Here is a 21,046-nt window from a genome sequence, read left to right as displayed (position 1 = left end):
CTGCCTATTCCGCCGCAAGGGGCGGCAGGCGCAGCACATTGTTTGCCGCGGGCGCACCGGAGCGGTTGTCCTGGCCGGTTACCGGTGCAGGTATCCGCCCCTCAAGGTCGGCAAGCCGTGCCGCATTGGCCCGCACCGCATCGCTCAGCTGTTCGGCTGACAGCACGGCTTCCTCCTCTTCCTTCTTGCCGACGAAGCGGCCGAAGATGCGGCCGAGCAGGCGCGACAGATCATCCATGATCAGGAAGAAGGCCGGCACCACCAGCAGGCTCAGCACGGTGGACACGATGATGCCGCCGATCACCGCAATCGCCATCGGCGAGCGGAAAGACCCGCCTTCGCCGACGCCAAGCGCTGATGGCAGCATGCCGGCCGACATGGCAATCGAGGTCATGATGATCGGTCGCGCACGCTTGCGGCCGGCTTCCACCATGGCATGGACCCGTTCCAGCCCGTGGCGGCGCATTTCGACGGCGAAATCGACCAGAAGAATGGCGTTTTTCGTCACGATCCCCATCAGCATCAGGATGCCGATCAGCACCGGCATGGAGAGCGCATTGTTGGTGATGATCAGCGCCACGGCCACGCCGCCGATTGCCAGCGGCAGCGAGAAGAGAATGGTGAAGGGCTGGATCACATCCTTGAACAACAGGATCAGCACCACCAGCACCAGCAGCAGACCCAGCAGCATGGCATTGGCAAAACCCTGCACCATTTCGCCCTGCACCTTGGCGTCGCCGCTTTCGGCGAGCTGGACGGTCGGCGGCAGCTTTGTTTCCTCCACGATGCGGCGGAATTCCGCCGTTGCCGTATCGAGTGCCGTGCCCTGCGGCACGTCCGATCCGATCACCACCACGCGCTGGCGCGAATGGCGCTTGATCGAGCTTGGGCCTTCCGAATAATCGATGTCGGCCACGCTCGACAGCGGCACCGTGGCTCCCGCTGCCGTGCGGATCTTGAGCGCCCGGATGGATTGCAGGTCGCGGCGCAGATCGAGCGAGGCCTGCACGCGGATCGGGATCAGCCTGTCATCCAGCGAGATTTTCGGCAGCGCCGCATCAATATCTCCGATGGTGGCGACGCGCACGGTTTCGGAAATCTGCTGCGGGGTGATGCCAAGCCGTGCGGCTTCTGCCTTGCGCGGGCGGATCTGCAGTTCCGGTCGGGGCAGGGCGCCTTCGGAGGACACATTGGCGAGGATCGGCGAGGCGCGCAGGCGGCTTTCGAGCGTCGCCACCGCATCGTTCAGGTCGTCGCTGCTGGTGGACAGGAAGTTGAAGGTCAGCTCCCGTTCGCCGCGATCGTTGAGCTTGGTGATGCGCACATCCGGGATCGAGGCAACCTTCGCAAAGATCTCCTTCTCGATCTCCCATTGCGGGTGGGTGCGGCCGTTTTCCGGCATTTTTGGCAGGTACGGGCCGATCAGCGGCAAATTGCCGAACGCCTTGTTGACGAGCGTCTTGACGAGCGAATGCTCGATCTTGCCGAGGATGACACGCACGGTGGCGCGCCGAAGCTCCAGGTCGCCCTTCGGCGATGCGCCGCCGAGCACGAAGACGCTTTCGACGCCCTCTAGTGACTTGATCGTGTCGTAGATCGCCGTGGAGGTGGCGGCGGTTTCGTCCAGCGTCGCGTTTGGCGGCAGTTCGACGGACAGGACGATGCGCGAGGCATCTTCCGGCGGCAGGAAGCTGCCGGGTACCTGGGCCAGAAGCATGATAGAGCCGATGAGAAAGCCGACGGCACCGACCAGCGTCAGATAGCGCATGTACCAGCGCCGCGTCGTTCCGGTCACAAGCCAGGTATAGGCCTTCATCAGCCGGCCATCATTGTCGTGATGGTCGTCCATCGCGTCTTCGGCGCGCATCAGGTAGGCGGCCATCAGCGGTGTGATGAGGCGCGCCACCAGCAGCGAGAAGAAGACCGAGAAGGCAACCGTCAGGCCGAACTGGATGAAATACTGGCCCGGAATGCCGGGCATGAAGGAGACCGGCACGAAGACGGCAATGATGGTGAAGCTGGTGGCAATGACCGCAAGCCCGATTTCATCGGCCGCTTCAAGGGCGGCGCGATAGGGCGTCTTGCCCATCTTGATATGGCGGGCAATGTTTTCCACCTCGACGATGGCATCGTCGACCAGAATGCCGGTCGCGAGCGTCAGCGCCAGGAAGCTGACGAGGTTCAGCGAAAAGCCCATCAGGTCCATCACCCAGAAGGTGGGAATGGCCGACAGCGGCAAGGCAAGGGCTGAAATCAGCGTGGCGCGCCAGTTGCGCAGGAAGAGAAGCACCACGACGACGGCAAGCAGCGCACCTTCGATCAGCGTGTGGATCGCCGCTTCGTAATTGCCGTAGGTGAAGTAGACGGAATCGTCCACCATCTGGATGGTGACGTTCGGGTGGGCCTTGCGGATCTCGTCCAGCTGCGTCGCCACCGTCTCGGCCACCGAAACCTCGCTTGCGCCCTTGGCACGGAAGACGGCGAAGGTGACGTTCGGCTCGCCGTTGAAGCGCGAGAAGGAGCGCGGCTCCTCATAGGTATCGGTCACCCTGCCGAGATCCGACAGCGTTACGAAATTGCCGGTCGGAAGCGCAATCGTCGTGTTGGCAAGGTCGGCCACGTCGCGCGAATCGCCAAGCGTGCGGATCGTCTGCTCGTTTCCGGCAACCTGTCCCCGGCCGGAGCCCAGATCGACATTGGTGCCGCGCAGCTGCGTGTTCACCTGCGGCGCGGTGATGCCGTAGGAATTCAGCTTTGCCGGATCGAGCGCGATGCGGATTTCCCGATCGGCACCGCCGTAGCGGTCGATGCGGCCGATGCCCGGCTGGCCCTGCAGGGCGCGCTTGATCGTGTCGTCGACGAACCACGAGAGTTCCTCGATCGTCATGTTGGGGGAGGAGACGGCAAAGGTCTGGATCGCCTGGCCCTCGACATCCACCTTGGTGACGATCGGCTCGTCGACGGAGGCGGGCAGATCGCCCCGAATGCGGTCGATGGCGTCCTTGGCATCCTGGACGGCTTCTTCCGTCGGCTTTTCGATGCGGAACAGGACGACCGTCTGCGACTGGCCGTCGGTGACGGTGGACGAGATCTCGTCGACACCACTGATCGAGGCGACCGCATCCTCGATCTCCTTCGTCACCTGCATTTCGAGTTCAGCCGGCGAGGCGCCGCTCTGTGTGACGGTGATCGACACCACTGGCACGTCTATATTCGGAAAACGGGTGATCGGCAGCTTGTTGAAGGCCTGGATGCCCATGAACATCAGAAGGGCAAAGGCAAGCAGCGGCGCAATCGGGTTGCGGATCGACCAGGCGGAAAAATTCATCGGGTGAGCCCCTGGTTCGACGCGACGGGCGCGGCCCGCACCGGCGTGATGCGGTCACCGTCGCGCACGAAGGCGCCGGCCTTGGCAACCACCACGTCTCCTTCGGAAAGACCGCTCAGGATCTCCACGAAGCCCTTGGACTGGATGCCGGTTTCGATCGTCACCTGCTTGACGACATTATCCTCGACCTTGCGGGCGATGGAGCCATGGCGGTCGGTGTTGACGGCCGATTGCGGGAGCGTCAGCGCCGTGGTCTCGGTGATGATGATCTCGGCCGTACCATACATGCCGGCCTTGGCGCCGCTGTTTTCATCGACGGTGATATGCACCGCGCCGAGCCGGGTCACCGGATCGACGGTCGGGGCAACGAGCCGCACCGTTCCCGACAGCGTATCGCTTCCGCCATTGACCGCAATCCGCGCCGTCTGGCCGGACTTGATGCGGCGGACATCGCTTTCGGCAACGTCGGCCACCAGTTCGATGCGGCCCTCGCGAATGAGGGTAAACAGCGGCGAGCCGGTCCCTGCGGCAATGGCGCCGACCTTGGCATTGCGCACGGACACCACGCCATCGACGGGCGCCTTGACGGCGGTGCGCTCCAGCCGGAGATCGATGTCGTCGATCTGGGCGGCGACCACCTTGATATCGGCCTCTCCGACGCTGACGGCCTGGCGCGCCGCATTGAGGCGGGCTTCGGCGGCGGCGGCAGAGGCGGTCAGCTGCTCCACCTGCGAGGCGGACACGGTGCCGTTGCGGCTCAAGGTTTCGGCGCGGTTGCGCTGGCGCACCGCGTCCTCGGCATTGGCCTGCGCCTCGATGACCTGCGCCTGATACTGCGCAAGCGCTGCCTCTGCCTTGACCTTGTTGGCCTGCTGCTGGCTTTTCTGCAGCAGAAGGGCGTCTTCGTTCAGCGTCGCCATCACGTCGCCCGCCTTGACGCGGTCGCCGACATCGGCGCCCAGCGTCTTGATCGACAGGCCGTCCACCAGCGGCTGCACATAGATTTCCTGGACGGCGCGGATCGTGCCGCTCGCCACCACGCTATCGACCAGCGGCCGCGCGATCGCCTCCGTGACGACAATCGCGGGAAGGGCCGCGCGCGTGGCGACCGGTGCCGCCGGCTCTTCGGCACGGGCATAAGACCCATATGGTGTTGTCCACAGCAGGGCGGCGGTTGTCAGGGCGGCAATCGGCGTCATTGGGCGTGTCATCGGCAGTCTGGACCTGTTCCTGCAAGCGGCCGCTTCCCTTGTCGCAAGGGGCGGCCTTATCCGAGAGCAATTTGAAGTATGCCGATGCGACCAGCCTCCCCGCCGTCCGCCCGGTCCGTGTCGCAGCCGGTGCGCGAACACCTGGCCGACTGATAGGTGGTTACGCGGAAAATTCTGCGCAAGATCACCCGGTGCTGAAACATGATCAGCTTAACCGTAACGGTCGGGAGGATCAATTGCAGGGCGGCATGAGCTTCGCCGATAGGGCGAACCTGTCACCCAAAAACAATAAAAAACGCGCGGCCAAGGCCGCGCGTCAAGATGATGTTCCGGTATAGTCCGGGATGTCTTTTTATTACTTCAGGGCCGCTGCCGTGATTTCGGTCGTATAGGCGCCCTTCGGTTCCTTGGTGATGACCGGATCGGAACCGCCGCCAAGCAGCGTCTTCACCGTGCGATCATAATCGGCCTTGTCGAGCGCGCCGTTGGAGCCGGCCGTCAGCTTGGCGACTTCGCCCATCATGCGCTTCTGGTGCTTTTCGGTCTGCGCGCCGGACGCGTCGTTATCCAGCACGATGCCGGCGGCTTCGTCCGGGTTCTTCTCGGCCCATTTCCAGCCCTTCATCGAGGCGCGGACGAACTTGACCATCTTATCCTTGAAGGCCGGGTCCTTCAGCTTGTCTTCCAGCACGTAGAGGCCGTCTTCGAGCGTTGCCACGCCTTCCGTCTCATACTTGAAGGTGACCAGCTGCTCCGGCTTGATGCCGGCATCGATGACCTGCCAGTATTCATTATAGGTCATGGTGGAGATGCAGGCGGCCTGCTTCTGCAGAAGCGGATCGACGTTGAAGCCCTGCTTCAGCACCTTGACGCCATCGGCGGACCCATCCGTCTTGATGCCGAGCGTCGCCATCCAGGAGAGGAACGGATATTCATTGCCGAAGAACCAGACGCCGAGCGTCTTGCCCTTGAAATCGGCGGGCTTGGTGATGCCGGTTTCCTTGAGGCACGTCAACATCATGCCGGAGGACTTGAAGGGCTGGGCGATGTTGACGAGCGGCACGCCCTTTTCGCGCGTGGCAAGCGCCGACGGCATCCAGTCGACGATCACGTCGGCGCCACCGCCGGCCAGAACCTGCGGCGGGGCGATGTCCGGGCCGCCCGGCTTTATGTCGACGTCGAGGCCTTCTTCCTTGTAGAAGCCCTTGTCCTTGGCAACGTAATAGCCGGCGAACTGGGCCTGCGTCACCCATTTCAGCTGCAGCGTCACCTTATCGGCGGCAGCGGCCTGCATGGCAGTCAGGGACACGGCTGCAGCCAGCAGCAGGGAGGCAAGTTTGATTGTCATGGTTCAGTTCCCTCTTGTTGTTGTGTTCGTTTCTACCCTTACGCCCGCCCACCACGGACGGACGGATGCCAGAAGGTGACGGCCCGCTCCCCGAGCGCCACCAGACCATAGAAGACCGAGCCTGCGACGGCTGCAACCGCGATTTCGGCCCAGACCATGTCGACATTGCTGCGCCCGACTTCCGTGGAAATGCGAAAGCCCATGCCGACAATGGGCGTACCGAAGAACTCCGCCACGATGGCACCGATCAGCGCCAGCGTCGAATTGATCTTCAGCGCGTTGAAGATGAACGGCCAGGCGGCCGGAAGCCTAAGCTTGACGAGCGTCTGGCCCCAGCCGGCGGCATAGGTGCGCATCAGGTCGCGTTCCATGTGGCTGGAGGCCGAAAGCCCCTGCACCGTGTTCACCAGCATCGGGAAAAAGGTCATGATGACGACGACGGCGACCTTGGACGGCCAGTCGAAGCCGAACCACATGACCATGATCGGGGCGACGCCGACGACCGGCAGCGCCGAGACGAAATTGCCGATGGGCAGCAGGCCTTTCTGCAGGAAGGGCGAGCGGTCGATGAGGATCGCCACGACAAAGCCCAGCCCGCAGCCGGCGACATAGCCGGTGATGACCGATTTCAGAAATGTCTGCTGGAAATCCGCCCAGAGGATCGGGGTCGAGGAGAGGATGCGCGCGCCGATCATAGACGGCGGCGGCAGGAGGATCGTCGGGATGGCAAAGCCGCGCACGACGCATTCCCAGATGACGAGCAGCGTGATGCCGAACAGTACGGGCACGGCAATCCCGATCAGGCGTGCAAGCGCCAGGTTTTTCGGCCTCTGCTTCACCAGCCAGGCATTCAGCCCCCAGGCAAAGATCCAGAAGAGGAGGGCAAAGACGAGAGTGCCGTTCATGGCTTTACCCCCATGCGCTTCAGCACGCGGTGATGGGCAAAGCCGACGATGGAAACGAGCACGGCGGCAAGGCCGGCGGCCATGAAGAGGGCAGCCCAGATCTGGATCGTCTGGCCGTAATAGGAGCCGGACAGCAGGCGCGCGCCAAGCCCCGCCACGGCCCCGGTCGGCAATTCGCCGACAATGGCGCCGACCAGCGAAATCGCAATCGCCACCTTCAGGGAGGTGAAGAGATAGGGCATGGAGGCCGGCCAGCGCAGTTTCCAGAAGGTTTGCGCCGGGCTTGCATGATAGGTGTGCATGAGATCGATCAGCAGCACGTCGGGACTGCGCAGGCCCTTCACCATGCCGACGACAATCGGGAAGAAGGACAGATAGGTGGAAATCAGCGCCTTCGGCATCAGCCCGGAAATACCGATGGAATTCAGGACCACGATGATCATCGGCGCAATGGCAAGGATCGGGATGGTCTGGCTGGCGATCACCCAGGGCATCAGCGAGCGATCCATCGCCCGGCTGTGAACGATGCCGATGGCAAGCGCGATGCCCAGTACCGTGCCCATGCCGAAGCCCGCAAGCGTCGCCGACAGCGTCACCCAGGCGTGATAGACGAGGCTGCGCTTGGAGGTGACCGCCTTGTTGACGGTCGTATCCCAAAGCTCCGCGAGGATCTGGTGCGGTGCGGGCAGAACCGGCCGCTCCTGCGCGAAGCTGCGCTCCACCAGTTGCGACAGCGTGACCCTCTCGCCGGCGCGTGCAGCCTGATCGCGCACGAAGGGAGCATTCAGATAAACGACGGCGACATGCCAGAGCACGAGGATGGCGGCAATGACGGTGAGGACCGGCAGGATGCGGTCTCGGAAGAGGGTGGTCATGGGGTGACGCCCTCCGTCAGAAAGGAGGCAAGCTCCGTCTCCAGCATCGTGAAGATCGCGTCCGGGCAGCCGATCACGTCCGCATTGTCGAAGCGCAGGACCTTAAAACCTTGCCTCGTCAGAAACGCGTCTCGCTGCGCGTCGTGCTTGCGGCCAAACTCTGTCTCATGGCTGTCGCCATCCACTTCGATGATAATGCGGGCAGAGAGCCACGCGAAATCGGCGATGTAGGGCCCGATCGGCGTTTCCCGACGGAAGCGAGCGCCATGGGAGCGAAGGTCTCGCAGCAGATCCCACATCTGCCGTTCTGCCTTGGTCAATTCCCGTCGCAATGTTTTTGCACGACCGCGCGTCTTGGCGTCGATGTTGGAATGCGGCATCGGGCACTCCTTCCTCAAGGTCGTTGCGGCCCAAACCCCCTCTGGCCTGCCGGCCATCTCCCCCACAAGGGGGGAGACCGTGTGGGGCGGGCTCACTGCCCCAATCTCAACTTTAAACGTTCGAGCTGAACGCGAACGAGATCTCGTCCTGGTGAGGCGGGCGCTTGTGGCAGGTAAGCCCCTCCCCGTTGTGGGGAGGGGTTGGGGAGGGGTCTTTTTCGCCACGCTCCACGCGCACCTTTTTGGAAAGTTGGTTGTCGCCGCCAACACCCCCTCTGGCCTGCCGGCCATCTCCCCCACAAGGGGGGAGAGCGCGAGGGGCGTGCTCTCTGCCTCACGTTTAATTTGAAGAGTTTGAGCTGAACGCGCACAAGATCTCGTCCTGGTGGGGCGAGTGCTTGTGGCACGTAAGCCCCTCCCCCTTGTGGGGAGGGGTTGGGGAGGGGTTTTTTCCTGAATGCTATTCCTCATAGCTGTGCCCCGCCTTCAGCCCTTGGCGCACGCGATGGGCGATTTGTAGGAATTCCGGTGTCTCGCGGATGTCGAGCGGGCGCTCCTTGGGCAGCGTCGATGTGATGACATCGGTGACGCGGCCGGGGCGGGGGCTCATCACGACGATCTTGGTGGAGAGATAGACGGCTTCGGGAATGGAGTGGGTGACGAAGCAGATGGTCTTTTTCGTCGCCGCCCAGAGCTTGAGCAACTGTTCGTTGAGGTGGTCGCGCACGATTTCGTCCAGTGCGCCAAAGGGTTCGTCCATCAGGAGAAGGTCGGCATCGAAGGCGAGAGCGCGGGCAATCGAGGCGCGTTGCTGCATGCCGCCCGAGAGCTGCCAGGGATATTTTTTGCCAAAGCCCGAGAGATTGACGAGATCGAGCATGGCCGCGACCCGCTTGTCCTGCTCGGATTTCGCATAGCCCATGATTTCGAGCGGCAGTGCGATGTTTTTTTCGATGCTGCGCCACGGATAAAGGGCGGCCGCCTGGAACACATAGCCATAGGACCGGCTCTTGCGCGCCTCTTCCGGCGTCATGCCATTGACGGTGATGGTGCCGGCCGTGTGCTTTTCGAGATCGGCAATGACGCGCAGAAAGGTCGTCTTGCCGCAGCCGGACGGGCCGATGAAGGAGACGAAATCGCCTTTGTTGATCTCAAGATCGACATTCGACAGCGCATGCACGGGGCCGTCATTGGTCTCGAAGGTGAGACCAAGGTTTTTGGCGGAAACGACGGATAAAGGCGAGGTAGTCATGAAAAAGCCTTGTGGAAAAAGACGGAGGCGCAGGCGCCAAAACCGCCCTCTGGAACTGGACGCCGCGTCGAAAATCGGGTCATCCGCGCCTCACACGCCCGAAGCCGGAATGCCGGTGCGTTCCACCTTGCGCGGCGCCGTCAGTTCCTTCCAGGTGGACAGCGCCTTGGAGACCGCCGGATAGGGTTCGCGGGCGACGAACTGGCCGTGGCCCTCGCGGGTCTTGATGGCGCCGTCCTCGATGGCAACCACGCCGCGGGTCAGGGTGTAGCGCGGCAGGCCCTTTACGGTCTTGCCCTCGAAGACGTTGTAATCGATGGCGGATTGCTGGCTTTTCGCGGTGATCGTCTTTTCCTTTTCCGGATCCCAGACGACGAGATCGGCATCGGCGCCGACCAGGATTGCGCCCTTCCGCGGATAGACGTTGAGGATTTTCGCGATGTTGGTGGAGGTGACGGCGACAAATTCGTTCATGGTGATGCGGCCGGTCGCCACGCCATAGGTCCACAGCATCGGCATGCGATCTTCCAGACCGCCGGTGCCGTTCGGGATCTTTCGGAAATCGCCGACGCCGTATCGCTTCTGGTCGGTGGTGAAGGCGCAGTGATCGGTCGCCACCACCTGCAGGGAGCCAGAGGCCAGGCCGGCCCAGAGGCTATCCTGATGCAGCTTGTTGCGGAACGGTGGGCTCATGACGCGCCGCGCCGCATGGTCCCAGTCGGGGTTCGAATACTCGCTTTCATCCAGCGTCAGGTGCTGGATCAGTGGCTCGCCATAGACGCGCATGCCGTTCTGGCGGGCGCGGCGGATGGCTTCATGCGCCTGTTCGCAGGAGGTGTGGACGACGTAAAGCGGCGCGCCCGCCATGTCGGCGATGATGATGGCGCGGTTGGTCGCTTCGCCTTCCACCGTTGCGGGCCTCGAATAGGCATGCGCCTCCGGGCCGTTATTGCCTTCATCCATCAGTTTGGCCTGCATGGCGGCCACCACGTCGCCGTTTTCGGCGTGGACGAGCGGCAGTGCGCCCAGCTCGGCGCAGCGCGAGAACGAGGCGAACATCTCGTCATCGTTCACCATCAGGGCCCCCTTGTAGGCCATGAAGTGCTTGAAGGTGTTGATGCCCTTTTCCTGAACCACGGTCTTCATGTCGTTGAACACCTGCTCGCCCCACCAGGTGACCGACATGTGGAAGGAATAGTCGCAATTGGCGCGCGTCGCCTTGTTGTCCCAGCGTTTCAGCGCATCGATCAGCGACTGGCCGGGATCGGGCAGACAGAAATCCACCACCATGGTGGTGCCGCCGGCGAGCCCGGCGCGCGTGCCGCTTTCGAAATCATCGGCGGAATAGGTGCCCATGAACGGCATTTCCAGATGCACATGCGGATCGATGCCGCCCGGCATGACATAACAGCCGGTCGCATCGAGCACCGTATCGCCGGACAGGTTCGGGCCGATCTCGACGATCTTTCCGCCGTCCACCTTCACATCCGCCTTGTAGGTAAGATCGGCGGTGACGATGGTGCCGTTTTTGATGACTGTGCTCATGGGTCCCGTTCCCTCTTTTCTTTATAGGAGGACCACCGGCAACATCGGTGCCGGCGGCCCGATGTTTATCGTCGTATCATTGGTTGGTTGCGATACCTGCATTCAGGCTTCGACGAGGTCGAGGCGTTTTTCAATCCGCGCGATACGCTGGTCCACGCGATCCAGGCGTTGCGAGAGATTGGCATATTGAGCCGTGAGGCCGCCAACCTGGTATTCAAGCAATCCAAGTCGTTCCTTGGTTTCAAGGTGATATTGCGTGTGCAGGGAAAGCGTTTCCTGCATGCGCTTGAGCGTCTCGTAGATAAGCTCGTTCGTGACCGTGTCGGACATGGCACTATCCTCTCATGCGATGAGTGTAGAGGATCTTGCATCACCCCACAATCTCCGCCGTTTCAACCACCGCGTGAAACAGCACGTCGCAGCCGGCGGCGGCCCATTCCTTGGAAATCTCTTCCGCTTCGTTGTGGGAAAGCCCGCCGACGCAGGGGCAGAAGATCATGGTGGATGGTGCAAGTTTTGCCGCCCAGCAGGCATCGTGTCCGGCGCCGGAAATGATGTCCATGTGGCTATAGCCGAGCTTTTCGGCCGCCGAGCGCACCCGTTCCACCAGAACCGGATCGAACGTCACCGGATCGAAATGGCCGACCGCCTCCACAGCGCAGCCGACGCCGAGGGGTGCGCAGATCTTTGCCGCTTCCGCCTCGATTTTCGCGCGCATGCGGTCCAGCTTTTCCTGGGACGGCGTGCGAAGGTCGACGGTGAACACCACCTTGCCCGGCAAAACGTTGCGCGAATTGGGCGAGAAGAACACCTGGCCGACGCCGGCGACGGCACCCGGTTGTTCTTCCATGGCCACGCCCTGCACCATCTCGATGATGCGCGACAGGGCAAGACCGGCATTCACCCGCATGGCCATCGGCGTGGAGCCCGTATGGGCTTCGCGGCCGGTCAGCGTGAATTCCAGCCACCAGAGGCCCTGGCAATGGGTGACGACGCCGATCTGCTTCTCGTCCGCTTCGAGAATCGGGCCCTGCTCGATGTGGTATTCGAAATAGGCGTGCATCTTGCGCGCGCCGACTTCTTCCTCGCCCAGCCAGCCGATGCGCTTCAACTCCTCGCCATAGGTCTTGCCGTCGGGGTCTTTGCGGCCATAGGCATAGTCCAGCGAATGCACGCCGGCAAACACGCCGGAGGCGAGCATGGCCGGGGCAAAGCGCGCGCCTTCCTCGTTCGCCCAGTTGGTGACGACGATCGGGTGCTTGGTCTTGATGTTGAGGTCGTTCAGCGTGCGCACGACTTCGAGCCCCGCCAGCACGCCCAGCACGCCGTCATATTTGCCGCCGGTCGGCTGCGTGTCGAGATGGCTGCCGATATAGACGGGAAGCGCATCCGGATCGGTGCCGGCGCGCGTGGCAAACATCGTGCCCATCTTGTCGACGCCCATGCTGAGGCCTTCCGCCTCGCACCAGCGCCTGAAAAGATGCCGTCCGTCTGAATCTTCATCCGTCAGGGTCTGGCGATTGTTGCCGCCGGCAATGCCGGGACCGATTTTCGCCATTTCCATCAGCATGTCCCACAGCCGATCGCCGTTCACGCGCAAGTTCTCGCCTGGTGCCGCCACCATTTGCGTCATCCTTCATGTCTGTTTCAGTCGGTTATGTGAGGCACGACCGCTGTTCCCTTAAGGTCCCGGCGCGCGCCTCTTGTTACGAAGCAAGCAATGGCTTGCCTTTGTCGGGTGCGTCGCCGATAAATTGACCGGTTGGTAAAACCTTACAATTTCCGTGGGTGCACTCAAGTCGAAAATCGTCCGCTGTCGTGAAAAATGAGCAGAAATCCGGCAGCAGGGTTTCCGGGGTAAAATTTGTGCATCTGCGTCTTGCCGCGGGCAGTGCAAGAGGAGATAACGACACCATGATTCCAAGAGCGGCGAAGACGCAGCGGCGAACGCGCATCCAGGAGGAGAAAGAGGAAAAAATCCTCGAAGCGGCGCTGGACGTCTTTTCCGCCTATGGCTTTCGCGGTGCAACGATCGATCAGATCGCCGAGGCCGCTGGCATGTCGAAACCCAATCTGCTCTATTACTTCCGCACCAAGGAGGCGGTGCACCGCACGCTTCTCGACCGCATGCTGTTTACCTGGCTGGAGCCGCTGAAGGCCTTTGATGCGGACGGCGATCCGGAAACCGAAATCCGCTCCTATATTCGCCGCAAGCTTGAAATGTCACGGGATTTTCCCCGCGAAAGCCGGCTCTTTGCCAATGAGATCCTCCAGGGCGCACCGCATATCGAAGACGAGTTGACCGGTCCGCTGAAGGCGCTGGTGGACGAGAAGGCGCAGGTGATCCGAGCCTGGGCCAAGGGCGGCAAGATTGTCCGATGCGATCCGTACCACCTGATCTTTTCGATCTGGTCGACCACCCAGCATTATGCCGATTTCGACGTGCAGGTGCGCGCAGTTCTGGGCGACAAGGCCGGCGAGGGGCGGTTCGAGGATGCGGCCCGCTATCTGGAAGAGCTTTTTCTTCGCGGGCTGAAAGTGGAAAAAGCGCCTTAAAGCGTCACATCCTGCGCGCGGCAAGCCGCCGCTTGTCCTCGTCCAGATGCCGCTGGCCGCGTTCGGTGAGGCGCATCTGCCGCTTCTGGAACTCGCCGCGCACCTCGATCAACCCCTGTTCCTCGGCTTCGCCCAGCGTCTTCAGGCTGGTGCCCTTCGGCGGAGACTGCCAGCCGGCGCCAACCGCGCTGTGCAGCAAAACCATGATCTTGATAATGTTGTTTCTCCAGAGCAGAAAAGGTGAGGTGATACCACGGAGGTGGCGGGCTTTCGCCACAGAGTGGGATTAGCCCTTACCGCATTGGTGCTGATTTGTAACGTGGGTTGGGCAGGGGATCGTTCTCGATCACTCAGTTCGTCGCCTTCCCGGGCATGCAAAGCCGCACGCCTGCCTTTTCAGCCGCTGCCGCCAGGCGCCGGTCTCTTGTCCACAGAGATGATCGGCGATCGAGCAAGGTCGAAGCCAGCAGATGCGCATCTGTATAGCCGATCCCCATGCTGAAGATGGAATGGCGGTTGATCATAACCATCACCTCCTGATGCGTCGCGACGACAGCCTGCCGCTGTTGTGCCAAAAGCTCAAGCACAGTGTCGCGGTTTCGAAGACTGCCAAGCGCCAGTTCGCCGATGACGAACGGGTGGCAAAGCAGTTCGTCCTGCTCGATGATCCGCCGCAACTCATCATCCGGGGATCGGAAGTGATCAATCCAGATCGACGTATCGACCAGGATCATTGAGCGGCGCCACTTCGGCGGCGAGGTGCCGCCTCTGCATCCGGCATGGAGCCTCCCAGCGCGATGAGGCGCTTGCCGGACTCGACGCGGACAAGTGTTTCCAGCGCCTGTCGCACAAGCGCTACCGTCTCTTTCGTGCCGGTCAGGGCACGGGCGCGTTCTAGAAGCTGGTCATCAAGGTTGATGGTGGATCGCATGGCAAGTGCCCTCTCAAGCATCAATTATAACGCCATTTGGTGCCGAATTCTACGCCTCAGGAGCCGCTATCACGGCGCTCTTGTCGTTCAGCGAAGAGAAGCGAGGGATTATCAAACCAATAGATGCTCCATAAGCGCGTTTTGAGCATGAAGAAGATATGCCTTGGCCTCAGGGGGTTAGAAGCAACCGAAGAAGCGGGGCACCTCGGCGCCCCGCCTGCCTTAGATCCTCTTACTCCGCAGCCACCTGTGCCATCGGGTTGTTGGGATGCTGCGTCCAGTTGGCGTAAGTGGGGTCCACCACCTTGCCGGTGCGCTTGTCCAGTTCGCCGGCCGGCAGTGTTTCCATGGTGATGCAGTTTTCCACCGGGCAGACATTGACGCAGAGGTTGCAGCCGACGCACTCCTCTTCGATCACCTCGAAATGTCGCACCCCATCGACCATGTGCGTGATTGCCTGGTGGGAGGTGTCCTCGCAGGCGATGTGGCAGCGGCCGCATTTGATGCAGGCGTCCTGGTCGATATGGGCTTTGGCCACATAATTGAGGTTGAGATACTGCCAGTCGGTGACATTGCCGACGGCGCGGCCGGTAATGTCGTCGAGCGTCCTGTGGCCCTTTTCGTCCATCCAGTCGGAGAGGCCGGAAATCATCTCTTGAACGATCTTGAAGCCATAGGTCATGGCGGCGGTACAGACCTGCACATTGCCGGCGCCCAGTGCCAGAAATTCCGCCGCATCGCGCCAGGTGGTGACGCCGCCGATGCCGGAGATCGGCATGCGGTAGGTTTCCGGATCGCGGGCGATTTCGGCCACCATGTTGAGGGCGATCGGCTTGACCGCCGGGCCGCAATAGCCGCCGTGGCTGCCTTTTCCGCCAATCGAGGGATTGGGCGAAAACGTGTCGAGATCGACCGAGACGATGGAGGATATGGTGTTGATGAGCGAAACGGCATCGGTGCCGCCGCGCTTGGCCGCGCGTGCCGGGTGGCGGATATCGGTGATGTTGGGCGTGAGCTTCGTGATCACCGGCATGCGGGTGTACTGCTTGCACCAGCGCACCACCATTTCGATGTATTCCGGCACCTGACCGACGGCCGATCCCATGCCGCGCTCCGACATGCCGTGCGGACAGCCGAAATTCAGCTCGATGCCATCGACGCCGGTTTCTTCGACCAGCGGCAGGATGGCGCGCCACTCTTCCTCCACGCAGGGCACCATGATCGAGGCGACCAGCGCCCGGTCGGGCCAGTTCATCTTGACCTGCTTCATTTCGCGCAGGTTCGTCTGCAGGTCGCGGTCGGTGATGAGTTCGATATTGTTGAGACCCAAAAGCCTGCGGTCGGCGCCCCAGATCGCGCCATAGCGCGGGCCATTGACGTTGACGACCGGCGGGCCTTCGGATCCCAGCGTCTTCCACACGACGCCGCCCCAGCCCGCCTTGAAGGCGCGCTCCACGTTATAGGCCTTGTCGGTGGGGGGCGCGGATGCGAGCCAGAAGGGATTGGGCGATTTGATGCCGACGAAATTATTGCGCAGATCAGCCATGGTTCATCCTCCCCCTGTTCACGCGACAGCCACGGCCGGCTGACCGGCTGCGGCAAGATGACGATGAATGGCGTCTGCCGCATCGCGGCCATGGGCCACGGCCTGAACGGTCAGGTCCTCGCCGCGGTTGGTGCAGTCGCCCCCCGCATAGACGCCGTCCACGGAGGTTCGACAGTGCTCGTCGATGAGAATGCGGCCGCGCTCCATCGCAAGGGTCCCAAGCCCGCTTGCCCGAAACGATTGGCCGATGGCCTTCAGCACCTGGTCGCAGGCGATGACGCCCATTTCGCCGGTCTGTGTCAGGTGGCCATCGCTAAGTGCGGTATAGTCGAGTTCGATGCCGGCGACTGCCCCGTCACGGCCCAGAATGCGCTTCGGCGACAGCCAGTGGCGGATCAGCACGCCTTTGGAGGCCGCCAGATCCTGTTCGTATTCGGAGGCGTTCATCTGGTCCTTGCCGCGCCGGTAGCAGATCGTCACCTCTTCGGCGCCGAGCAGCTTTGCCTGGATGGCGGCATCGATAGCCGTCATGCCGCCGCCGAGCACGACGACACGGCGCCCGATCGGCACGTCCGCCTTGTCGCTGGCCTGGCGAAGGGCGGCGATGAAATCCACCGCATCATCGACGCCGGAAAGATCCTCGCCCTCAAGGCCAAGCGCATTGACTCCGGCAAGGCCAAGGCCGAGGAAAACGGCATCATAATCGCGCACGAGATCCGACAGCGAGAAATCGCGGCCGAGCGCCTGTCCGGTGCGGATCTCGATGCCGCCGATGGCGAGAAGATAATCCACCTCGCGCTTTGCAAAGTCGTCGGTCGCCTTGTAGGTGGCGATGCCATATTCGTTGAGACCGCCGGGTTTTTCGCGGGCGTCGAAGACGATGGCGGTGTGGCCGTGCAGGGCAGCCCGGTGCGCGCAGGCGAGGCCCGCCGGGCCGGCGCCGACCACGGCGATGGTTTTGCCGGTTTCTGGCGCGCGGGCAAAAAACTGCCGGCCGGTCTCCATGGCAATGTCGGTCGCATAGCGTTGCAGCCGGCCGATCTCGACGGGTCTGTCTTCCGCCGTGTGTCGCACGCAGGCTTCCTCGCACAGCGTTTCGGTGGGACAGACGCGGGCGCACATGCCGCCGAGACTGTTTTGCGAGAAAATGGTGCGCGCCGCGCCCAGCGGATTGGCCGTCGAGATCTGCCGGATGAACAGCGGAATATCGATGGCGGTGGGACAGGCCGTCATGCACGGCGCGTCGTGGCAGAAGTAACAGCGATCGGCCGCGACAAGCGCTTCGTGCCGGTCGAACCGTGGATGAAGGTCGGAAAAATTCTTGTCATATTCTGCGGGCGCCAGCCGGCCGCCTGCAATGCCGCTTCCCAGTCTGTCCATGTTGCATCCCTCTTTTATCATGGAATTCTTACGCAACTGAGGAAGCGTAACACGGTCAAAATTTTTATCAAACGGTAAAATTTTGGATCTGCGTTTCGTCAAATCACCCGCCGCTCAGGCCATTGTTGGCGTCGGCAGACTAATCATGATGCAAACAGTCAAGTTTATTCTTTACTCGTTTTCTCATGTTATCTATGGTGCCGCTCAAGCGCCCCGCCAGGGGAAATGACTCGGACGATGAAGAGGAAGACGAGCCGTGGCAAAAAAGGACAAGCGCAGGGGAGAGAACCGGGGGCGGGATGAGGACGTGCCGGCAAAGGCCGAGGACAGAGGCAGCGTCAAAAGCTTTCTCTATGTGGGCGGGCGCGATTGCCAGGTGGCGCATCTGCGCCAGATCGCCAGCAATTTCGGCGCCGAGCTGATCCATCACGATGGCGGCCTGCGCGAAGCCGTCTCACGCATCGATACGCTTCTACCCTCCGTCGACTGCGTGTTCTGCCCCATCGACTGTATCAGCCATGATGCCTGTCTGCGGGTAAAGACCGGCTGCAAAAAGTTTTCCAAAGCCTTCATTCCGCTGCGCAACGGCTCGAAATCCTCGCTCGAGCGGGCGCTTCAGACCATGCATGAGCGCAGTGAACAGAGAGAGACGCGATGAGTGACGACGGCCGCAACCCGAGCCTTTTGATCGGCCTGCACAAGCTTGCCCAACAGAACGGCGATGGCCTGGTGCCGGAGCTTTATGATCTCTTGACCCGTCGCCCGGACGAGCTGGAGGAGAATGAGTGCATCCTGCGGTTTCCCATTGGCCGCACCCGTCTGCCGGGCGCTGCCCGCTCGGGAACCGAGGCGCCGGAACCGGCCCGAATCATTCCGCTCAGGCGGGCGTGAGCACCGCGCAAGGGTCTGCCTAGCACAGGGGGCGTCATTTCGGCCCGCATATGGTTAACATTTTAGAGTGGTGAAAAGTAGCAATTGCGCAAAATCCTGCTGAGGGTATGTCACGTTCAGGAGGGCGTCTCATGTTGCGCAAAACCATTCTTCTTGCATCCCTGGCTTTCTCGACGGCGGCAGCGGCAGATCAGCCTGCCCAGGACCCGATGAAAGTGTTTGAAAACTATGCGGTTTTTGTCGTCGCAAATGCCAATTGCCTTGGCCTGAATTTCAACGTCGACAATCTGCAGGTCGAACTGTTCAATCTGGGTGGTGCAATGAAGTGGTCAGCTACGCGCAGCCGCCAGCAGGCAGAGGCGCGCGTCGCCGCCAGCACCATCGCCTATGGGCAGAACCCGCAGGCATTCTGCTCCATGGCCCGCTCTCTGGTCAGCCATCACGGCGCCCGGCAATTGCAGAGTGCCGGACTTCTCTATCGCTCATAAGCGAACTCTGACGGTCGGCTCGCCCTGCCGCCTGCGATCTGATCCGGTCTTGCGCGCGTAAGAGCAAGAACGATCCTTAATCGCCAGGATGTCCGGCCGCTGATGCGCAATCTCATCTTCATTCTCGGTGACCAGCTGTCACCCGACCTCTCAAGCCTTCGCGATGCCGACCCGGCCTGCGACGGGATCCTGATGTGCGAGGTCATGGCAGAGGCGACCTATGTGCGCCATCACAAGCGCAAGATCGCCTTCATCCTGTCGGCCATGCGCCATTTTGCCGAAGAACTGGAGACGGCGGGCTTTGCGGTGCGCTACACCCGCCTTGACGCTCCGGACAATGCCGGCTCGTTTCGCGGTGAACTGCTGCGCGCCGTCGAGGCGCTTGCACCGCAGCGGGTGATCGTCACCGAGCCTGGCGAATGGCGCGTGCTTGATGATATGCGCGGCTGGAGCGACGCTGCCCGCTGTCCGGTGGAAATCCGCCCCGACTTCCGCTTCCTTGCCACGCACGAGGAATTCGCCGCCTGGGCGGCTACGCGCCGCGAGCTGACCATGGAATTCTTCTATCGCGAGATGCGCCGCAAGACGGGGCTGCTGATGGAAGGGGATGCTCCGGTCGGCGGGCGCTGGAATTTCGATGCGGAGAACCGCAAGCCTGCACAGCATGATTTGTTGCGCCCGCGTCGCCGGCAGATTGCACCGGACGCGATCACCCGGGACGTCCTGTCTCTGGTGGAAGACCGCTTTGCCGATCACATCGGTCGGGTGGAGGGTTTTGGTTTTGCCGTTACCCGCGCCGATGCCGAAACGCTGCTTGCCGATTTCATTGCGGATTTTCTGCCGGCTTTTGGCGAGACGCAGGATGCGATGCTCGCATCCGACCCGAACCTCAACCACGCGCTTTTGTCGTTCTACATCAATATCGGCTTTCTCGATCCGCTGGCCGTCTGCCGCGCCGCCGAGCGCGCCTATCTGGAAGGGCATGCGCCGCTCAATGCCGTCGAGGGGTTTATTCGCCAGATCATCGGCTGGCGCGAATATATGCGCGGCATCTACTGGCTGAAAATGCCGGACTATGCCGAGAGCAATTTTTTCGAGGCAAAGCGCCCGCTGCCGGATTTCTTCTGGACAGCCGAAACGGATATGGCCTGCCTTCGAACGGTGATCCGCGACACGATCGACACCGCGTACGCCCATCACATCCAGCGCCTGATGATTACCGGCAATTTTGCGCTTCTTGCGGGTCTTGCGCCGCATGCCGTGCATGAATGGTATCTGGAAGTCTATGCCGATGCCTATGAATGGGTGGAAATGCCCAATGTGATCGGCATGAGCCAGTTTGCCGATGGCGGGCTTCTGGGCTCCAAGCCCTATGCGGCAAGCGGCAACTATATTTCCAAGATGTCGGATTACTGCACGGGCTGCCGCTACGACGTGAAGAAGAAGACGGGCGAGGGGGCCTGTCCGTTCAACGCGCTCTATTGGGATTTTCTCGATCGCAACCGAGAGCGTCTGTCGCGCAACCGGCGCCTTGCCCAGCCCTATGCCACCTGGTCGCGCATGAGCGATGCGCAGCGCCAAGATTTTCGCGCCTCCGCCCGGCGGTTTCTGCAAAAGCTCGATGCGGCGGAACGCGTGTGAGGCGAAGAACCGCTTGCCGTGTTTCTGCGTAGAGCATGGGAGATTGAACGGGTGGAGACGATGATGACAGAAGGACTGATGACGTCCCTTCCACATGGCTACCGCGCGCTGGTGATCGGCGCGAGCGGCGGCATTGGCGAGGCGCTGTCGAGGACGATCGGCAATGACCCGCGCTGCGGCGAGCTTAAGCGCCTGTCCCGCAGCGTCGACGGGCTGGATCTGACGGATGAACTGAGCGTGGCGCGCGCAGCGGCAGGGCTCACGGGCGAATTCCAGCTGATCCTCTGTGCAACCGGCGGCCTTACCATTGATGGCATCGGGCCGGAAAAATCGCTCCGGCAGATTTCGGCCGAGGCGATGATGCGCCAGTTCCAGCTGAACGCCGTCGGGCCCGCGCTGGTGATAAAATCCTTTGCGCCGCTCCTTGCCAAGCGGGAGCGGTCGCTGATGGCCTTCTTGTCGGCCCGCGTCGGCTCCATCGGCGACAATCAGCTGGGCGGCTGGATTTCCTATCGCGCCGCCAAGGCCGGGCTCAACCAGATCGTGCGCACCGCGTCGATCGAGCTTGCCCGCACCCATCCGATGGCGGTGCTGGTGCCGCTTCATCCGGGCACGGTTGCCACGCAGCTTTCGGAGAAATATTCCGGCGGCCACCAGCGCAGCGAGCCGAGTGCTGCCGCCAATGCCATGCTTGGCGTGCTCGACCGCCTGACGCCGGAGGAAAGCGGACGCTTCTTCGCCTATGACGGCCAGCCGATCGACTGGTAGA

The 21,046-nt window shown here is 62.0% G+C and carries 21 protein-coding genes and 1 pseudogene; 7 read left to right on the top strand and 15 right to left on the bottom strand.

The features are described 5' to 3' along the window. Window positions 1-4: 4 nt before the first annotated feature. On the bottom strand, window positions 5-3,328 hold the full coding sequence (locus tag ACEXP3_RS06240; RefSeq protein ID WP_377296478.1) for an efflux RND transporter permease subunit: 3,324 nt from the start codon (window positions 3,326-3,328) through the stop codon (window positions 5-7). Beyond that, window positions 3,325-4,539 (bottom strand): efflux RND transporter periplasmic adaptor subunit, encoded by a 1,215-nt coding sequence (locus ACEXP3_RS06235; RefSeq protein WP_377296477.1) that lies wholly within the window; start codon window positions 4,537-4,539, stop codon window positions 3,325-3,327. The genes ACEXP3_RS06240 and ACEXP3_RS06235 overlap by 4 nt, the downstream gene beginning before the upstream one ends. Before the next feature lie 71 nt (window positions 4,540-4,610). Between ACEXP3_RS06235 and ACEXP3_RS06230 the strand changes: the two genes are divergently transcribed. Beyond that, on the top strand, window positions 4,611-4,877 hold the full coding sequence (locus ACEXP3_RS06230; protein ID WP_377296476.1) for a hypothetical protein: 267 nt from the start codon (window positions 4,611-4,613) through the stop codon (window positions 4,875-4,877). Window positions 4,878-4,894: 17 nt separating this feature from the next. Here the strand turns inward: ACEXP3_RS06230 and ACEXP3_RS06225 are convergent, their stop codons facing one another. From ACEXP3_RS06225 to ACEXP3_RS06190, 8 genes are all read right to left on the bottom strand, one after another. After that, window positions 4,895-5,887: an ABC transporter substrate-binding protein gene (locus ACEXP3_RS06225; protein ID WP_377296475.1), complete on the bottom strand. Its 993-nt coding sequence runs from the start codon at window positions 5,885-5,887 to the stop codon at window positions 4,895-4,897. Window positions 5,888-5,925: 38 nt separating this feature from the next. Continuing rightward, a complete protein-coding gene (locus ACEXP3_RS06220; RefSeq protein WP_210104311.1) occupies window positions 5,926-6,792 on the bottom strand; it encodes an ABC transporter permease in 867 nt (288 codons plus the stop codon). Further along, window positions 6,789-7,667 (bottom strand): ABC transporter permease, encoded by an 879-nt coding sequence (locus ACEXP3_RS06215; protein ID WP_377296474.1) that lies wholly within the window; start codon window positions 7,665-7,667, stop codon window positions 6,789-6,791. The genes ACEXP3_RS06220 and ACEXP3_RS06215 overlap by 4 nt, the downstream gene beginning before the upstream one ends. Then, on the bottom strand, window positions 7,664-8,047 hold the full coding sequence (locus ACEXP3_RS06210) for an endonuclease domain-containing protein (protein ID WP_377296473.1): 384 nt from the start codon (window positions 8,045-8,047) through the stop codon (window positions 7,664-7,666). Before ACEXP3_RS06210 ends, ACEXP3_RS06215 begins: the two co-directional genes overlap by 4 nt. A 460-nt stretch (window positions 8,048-8,507) precedes the next feature. Further along, entirely contained in the window at window positions 8,508-9,299 is a 792-nt protein-coding gene (locus ACEXP3_RS06205; RefSeq protein WP_377296472.1) for an ABC transporter ATP-binding protein, read from the bottom strand. A 90-nt stretch (window positions 9,300-9,389) separates the two neighbouring features. Then, window positions 9,390-10,844, bottom strand: coding sequence for a dihydropyrimidinase (hydA, locus tag ACEXP3_RS06200; RefSeq protein ID WP_377296471.1), 1,455 nt, complete (start codon window positions 10,842-10,844; stop codon window positions 9,390-9,392). Window positions 10,845-10,946: 102 nt separating this feature from the next. Continuing rightward, window positions 10,947-11,174 carry a hypothetical protein gene (locus ACEXP3_RS06195; RefSeq protein WP_377296470.1) on the bottom strand — a complete coding sequence of 76 codons (228 nt, stop codon included), beginning with the start codon at window positions 11,172-11,174 and terminating at the stop codon, window positions 10,947-10,949. Window positions 11,175-11,214: 40 nt separating this feature from the next. Continuing rightward, window positions 11,215-12,468 carry a Zn-dependent hydrolase gene (locus tag ACEXP3_RS06190; protein WP_377296469.1) on the bottom strand — a complete coding sequence of 418 codons (1,254 nt, stop codon included), beginning with the start codon at window positions 12,466-12,468 and terminating at the stop codon, window positions 11,215-11,217. Window positions 12,469-12,758: 290 nt separating this feature from the next. On the opposite strand from ACEXP3_RS06190, the gene ACEXP3_RS06185 reads away from it, so the two are divergent. After that, window positions 12,759-13,400, top strand: coding sequence for a TetR family transcriptional regulator C-terminal domain-containing protein (locus ACEXP3_RS06185; protein ID WP_377296468.1), 642 nt, complete (start codon window positions 12,759-12,761; stop codon window positions 13,398-13,400). Window positions 13,401-13,404: 4 nt separating this feature from the next. Here ACEXP3_RS06185 and ACEXP3_RS06180 read toward each other — a convergent pair whose 3' ends face one another. From ACEXP3_RS06180 to ACEXP3_RS06160, 5 genes are all read right to left on the bottom strand, one after another. Next, complete coding sequence (locus ACEXP3_RS06180; RefSeq protein WP_377296467.1) at window positions 13,405-13,605, bottom strand: hypothetical protein; 201 nt, start codon at window positions 13,603-13,605, stop codon at window positions 13,405-13,407. A 145-nt stretch (window positions 13,606-13,750) separates the two neighbouring features. Next, window positions 13,751-14,134: a type II toxin-antitoxin system VapC family toxin gene (locus ACEXP3_RS06175; RefSeq protein WP_377296466.1), complete on the bottom strand. Its 384-nt coding sequence runs from the start codon at window positions 14,132-14,134 to the stop codon at window positions 13,751-13,753. After that, complete coding sequence (locus ACEXP3_RS06170; RefSeq protein ID WP_377296465.1) at window positions 14,131-14,331, bottom strand: type II toxin-antitoxin system VapB family antitoxin; 201 nt, start codon at window positions 14,329-14,331, stop codon at window positions 14,131-14,133. The genes ACEXP3_RS06175 and ACEXP3_RS06170 overlap by 4 nt, the downstream gene beginning before the upstream one ends. Before the next feature lie 232 nt (window positions 14,332-14,563). Continuing rightward, window positions 14,564-15,877 (bottom strand): NAD-dependent dihydropyrimidine dehydrogenase subunit PreA, encoded by a 1,314-nt coding sequence (gene preA, locus ACEXP3_RS06165; RefSeq protein WP_377296464.1) that lies wholly within the window; start codon window positions 15,875-15,877, stop codon window positions 14,564-14,566. Between the two features lie 18 nt (window positions 15,878-15,895). Then, window positions 15,896-17,257, bottom strand: coding sequence for an NAD(P)-dependent oxidoreductase (locus ACEXP3_RS06160; protein WP_377296463.1), 1,362 nt, complete (start codon window positions 17,255-17,257; stop codon window positions 15,896-15,898). Between the two features lie 340 nt (window positions 17,258-17,597). Between ACEXP3_RS06160 and ACEXP3_RS06155 the strand changes: the two are divergent. The 5 genes and pseudogenes from ACEXP3_RS06155 to ACEXP3_RS06135 form a co-directional block, all read left to right on the top strand. After that, window positions 17,598-17,915, top strand: a pseudogene (locus tag ACEXP3_RS06155) (DUF2325 domain-containing protein); the annotation flags it as partial. Then, complete coding sequence (locus ACEXP3_RS06150; RefSeq protein ID WP_377296462.1) at window positions 17,912-18,148, top strand: hypothetical protein; 237 nt, start codon at window positions 17,912-17,914, stop codon at window positions 18,146-18,148. The pseudogene ACEXP3_RS06155 and the gene ACEXP3_RS06150, both read left to right, overlap by 4 nt. A gap of 131 nt (window positions 18,149-18,279) precedes the next feature. Next, window positions 18,280-18,636, top strand: a complete 357-nt coding sequence (locus ACEXP3_RS06145) for a hypothetical protein (protein ID WP_377296461.1) — start codon at window positions 18,280-18,282, stop codon at window positions 18,634-18,636. A 102-nt stretch (window positions 18,637-18,738) separates the two neighbouring features. After that, window positions 18,739-20,277 carry a cryptochrome/photolyase family protein gene (locus ACEXP3_RS06140; RefSeq protein ID WP_377296460.1) on the top strand — a complete coding sequence of 513 codons (1,539 nt, stop codon included), beginning with the start codon at window positions 18,739-18,741 and terminating at the stop codon, window positions 20,275-20,277. Between the two features lie 78 nt (window positions 20,278-20,355). Next, window positions 20,356-21,045 carry an SDR family NAD(P)-dependent oxidoreductase gene (locus tag ACEXP3_RS06135; RefSeq protein ID WP_377296459.1) on the top strand — a complete coding sequence of 230 codons (690 nt, stop codon included), beginning with the start codon at window positions 20,356-20,358 and terminating at the stop codon, window positions 21,043-21,045. Window position 21,046 lies beyond the last annotated feature (1 nt).

The sequence above is a fragment of the Neorhizobium fuzhouense genome, from assembly GCF_042611105.1.
Classification (GTDB): Bacteria; Pseudomonadota; Alphaproteobacteria; order Rhizobiales; family Rhizobiaceae; genus Neorhizobium; species Neorhizobium galegae_A.
This window is presented reverse-complemented; position numbering and strand designations above follow the sequence as displayed.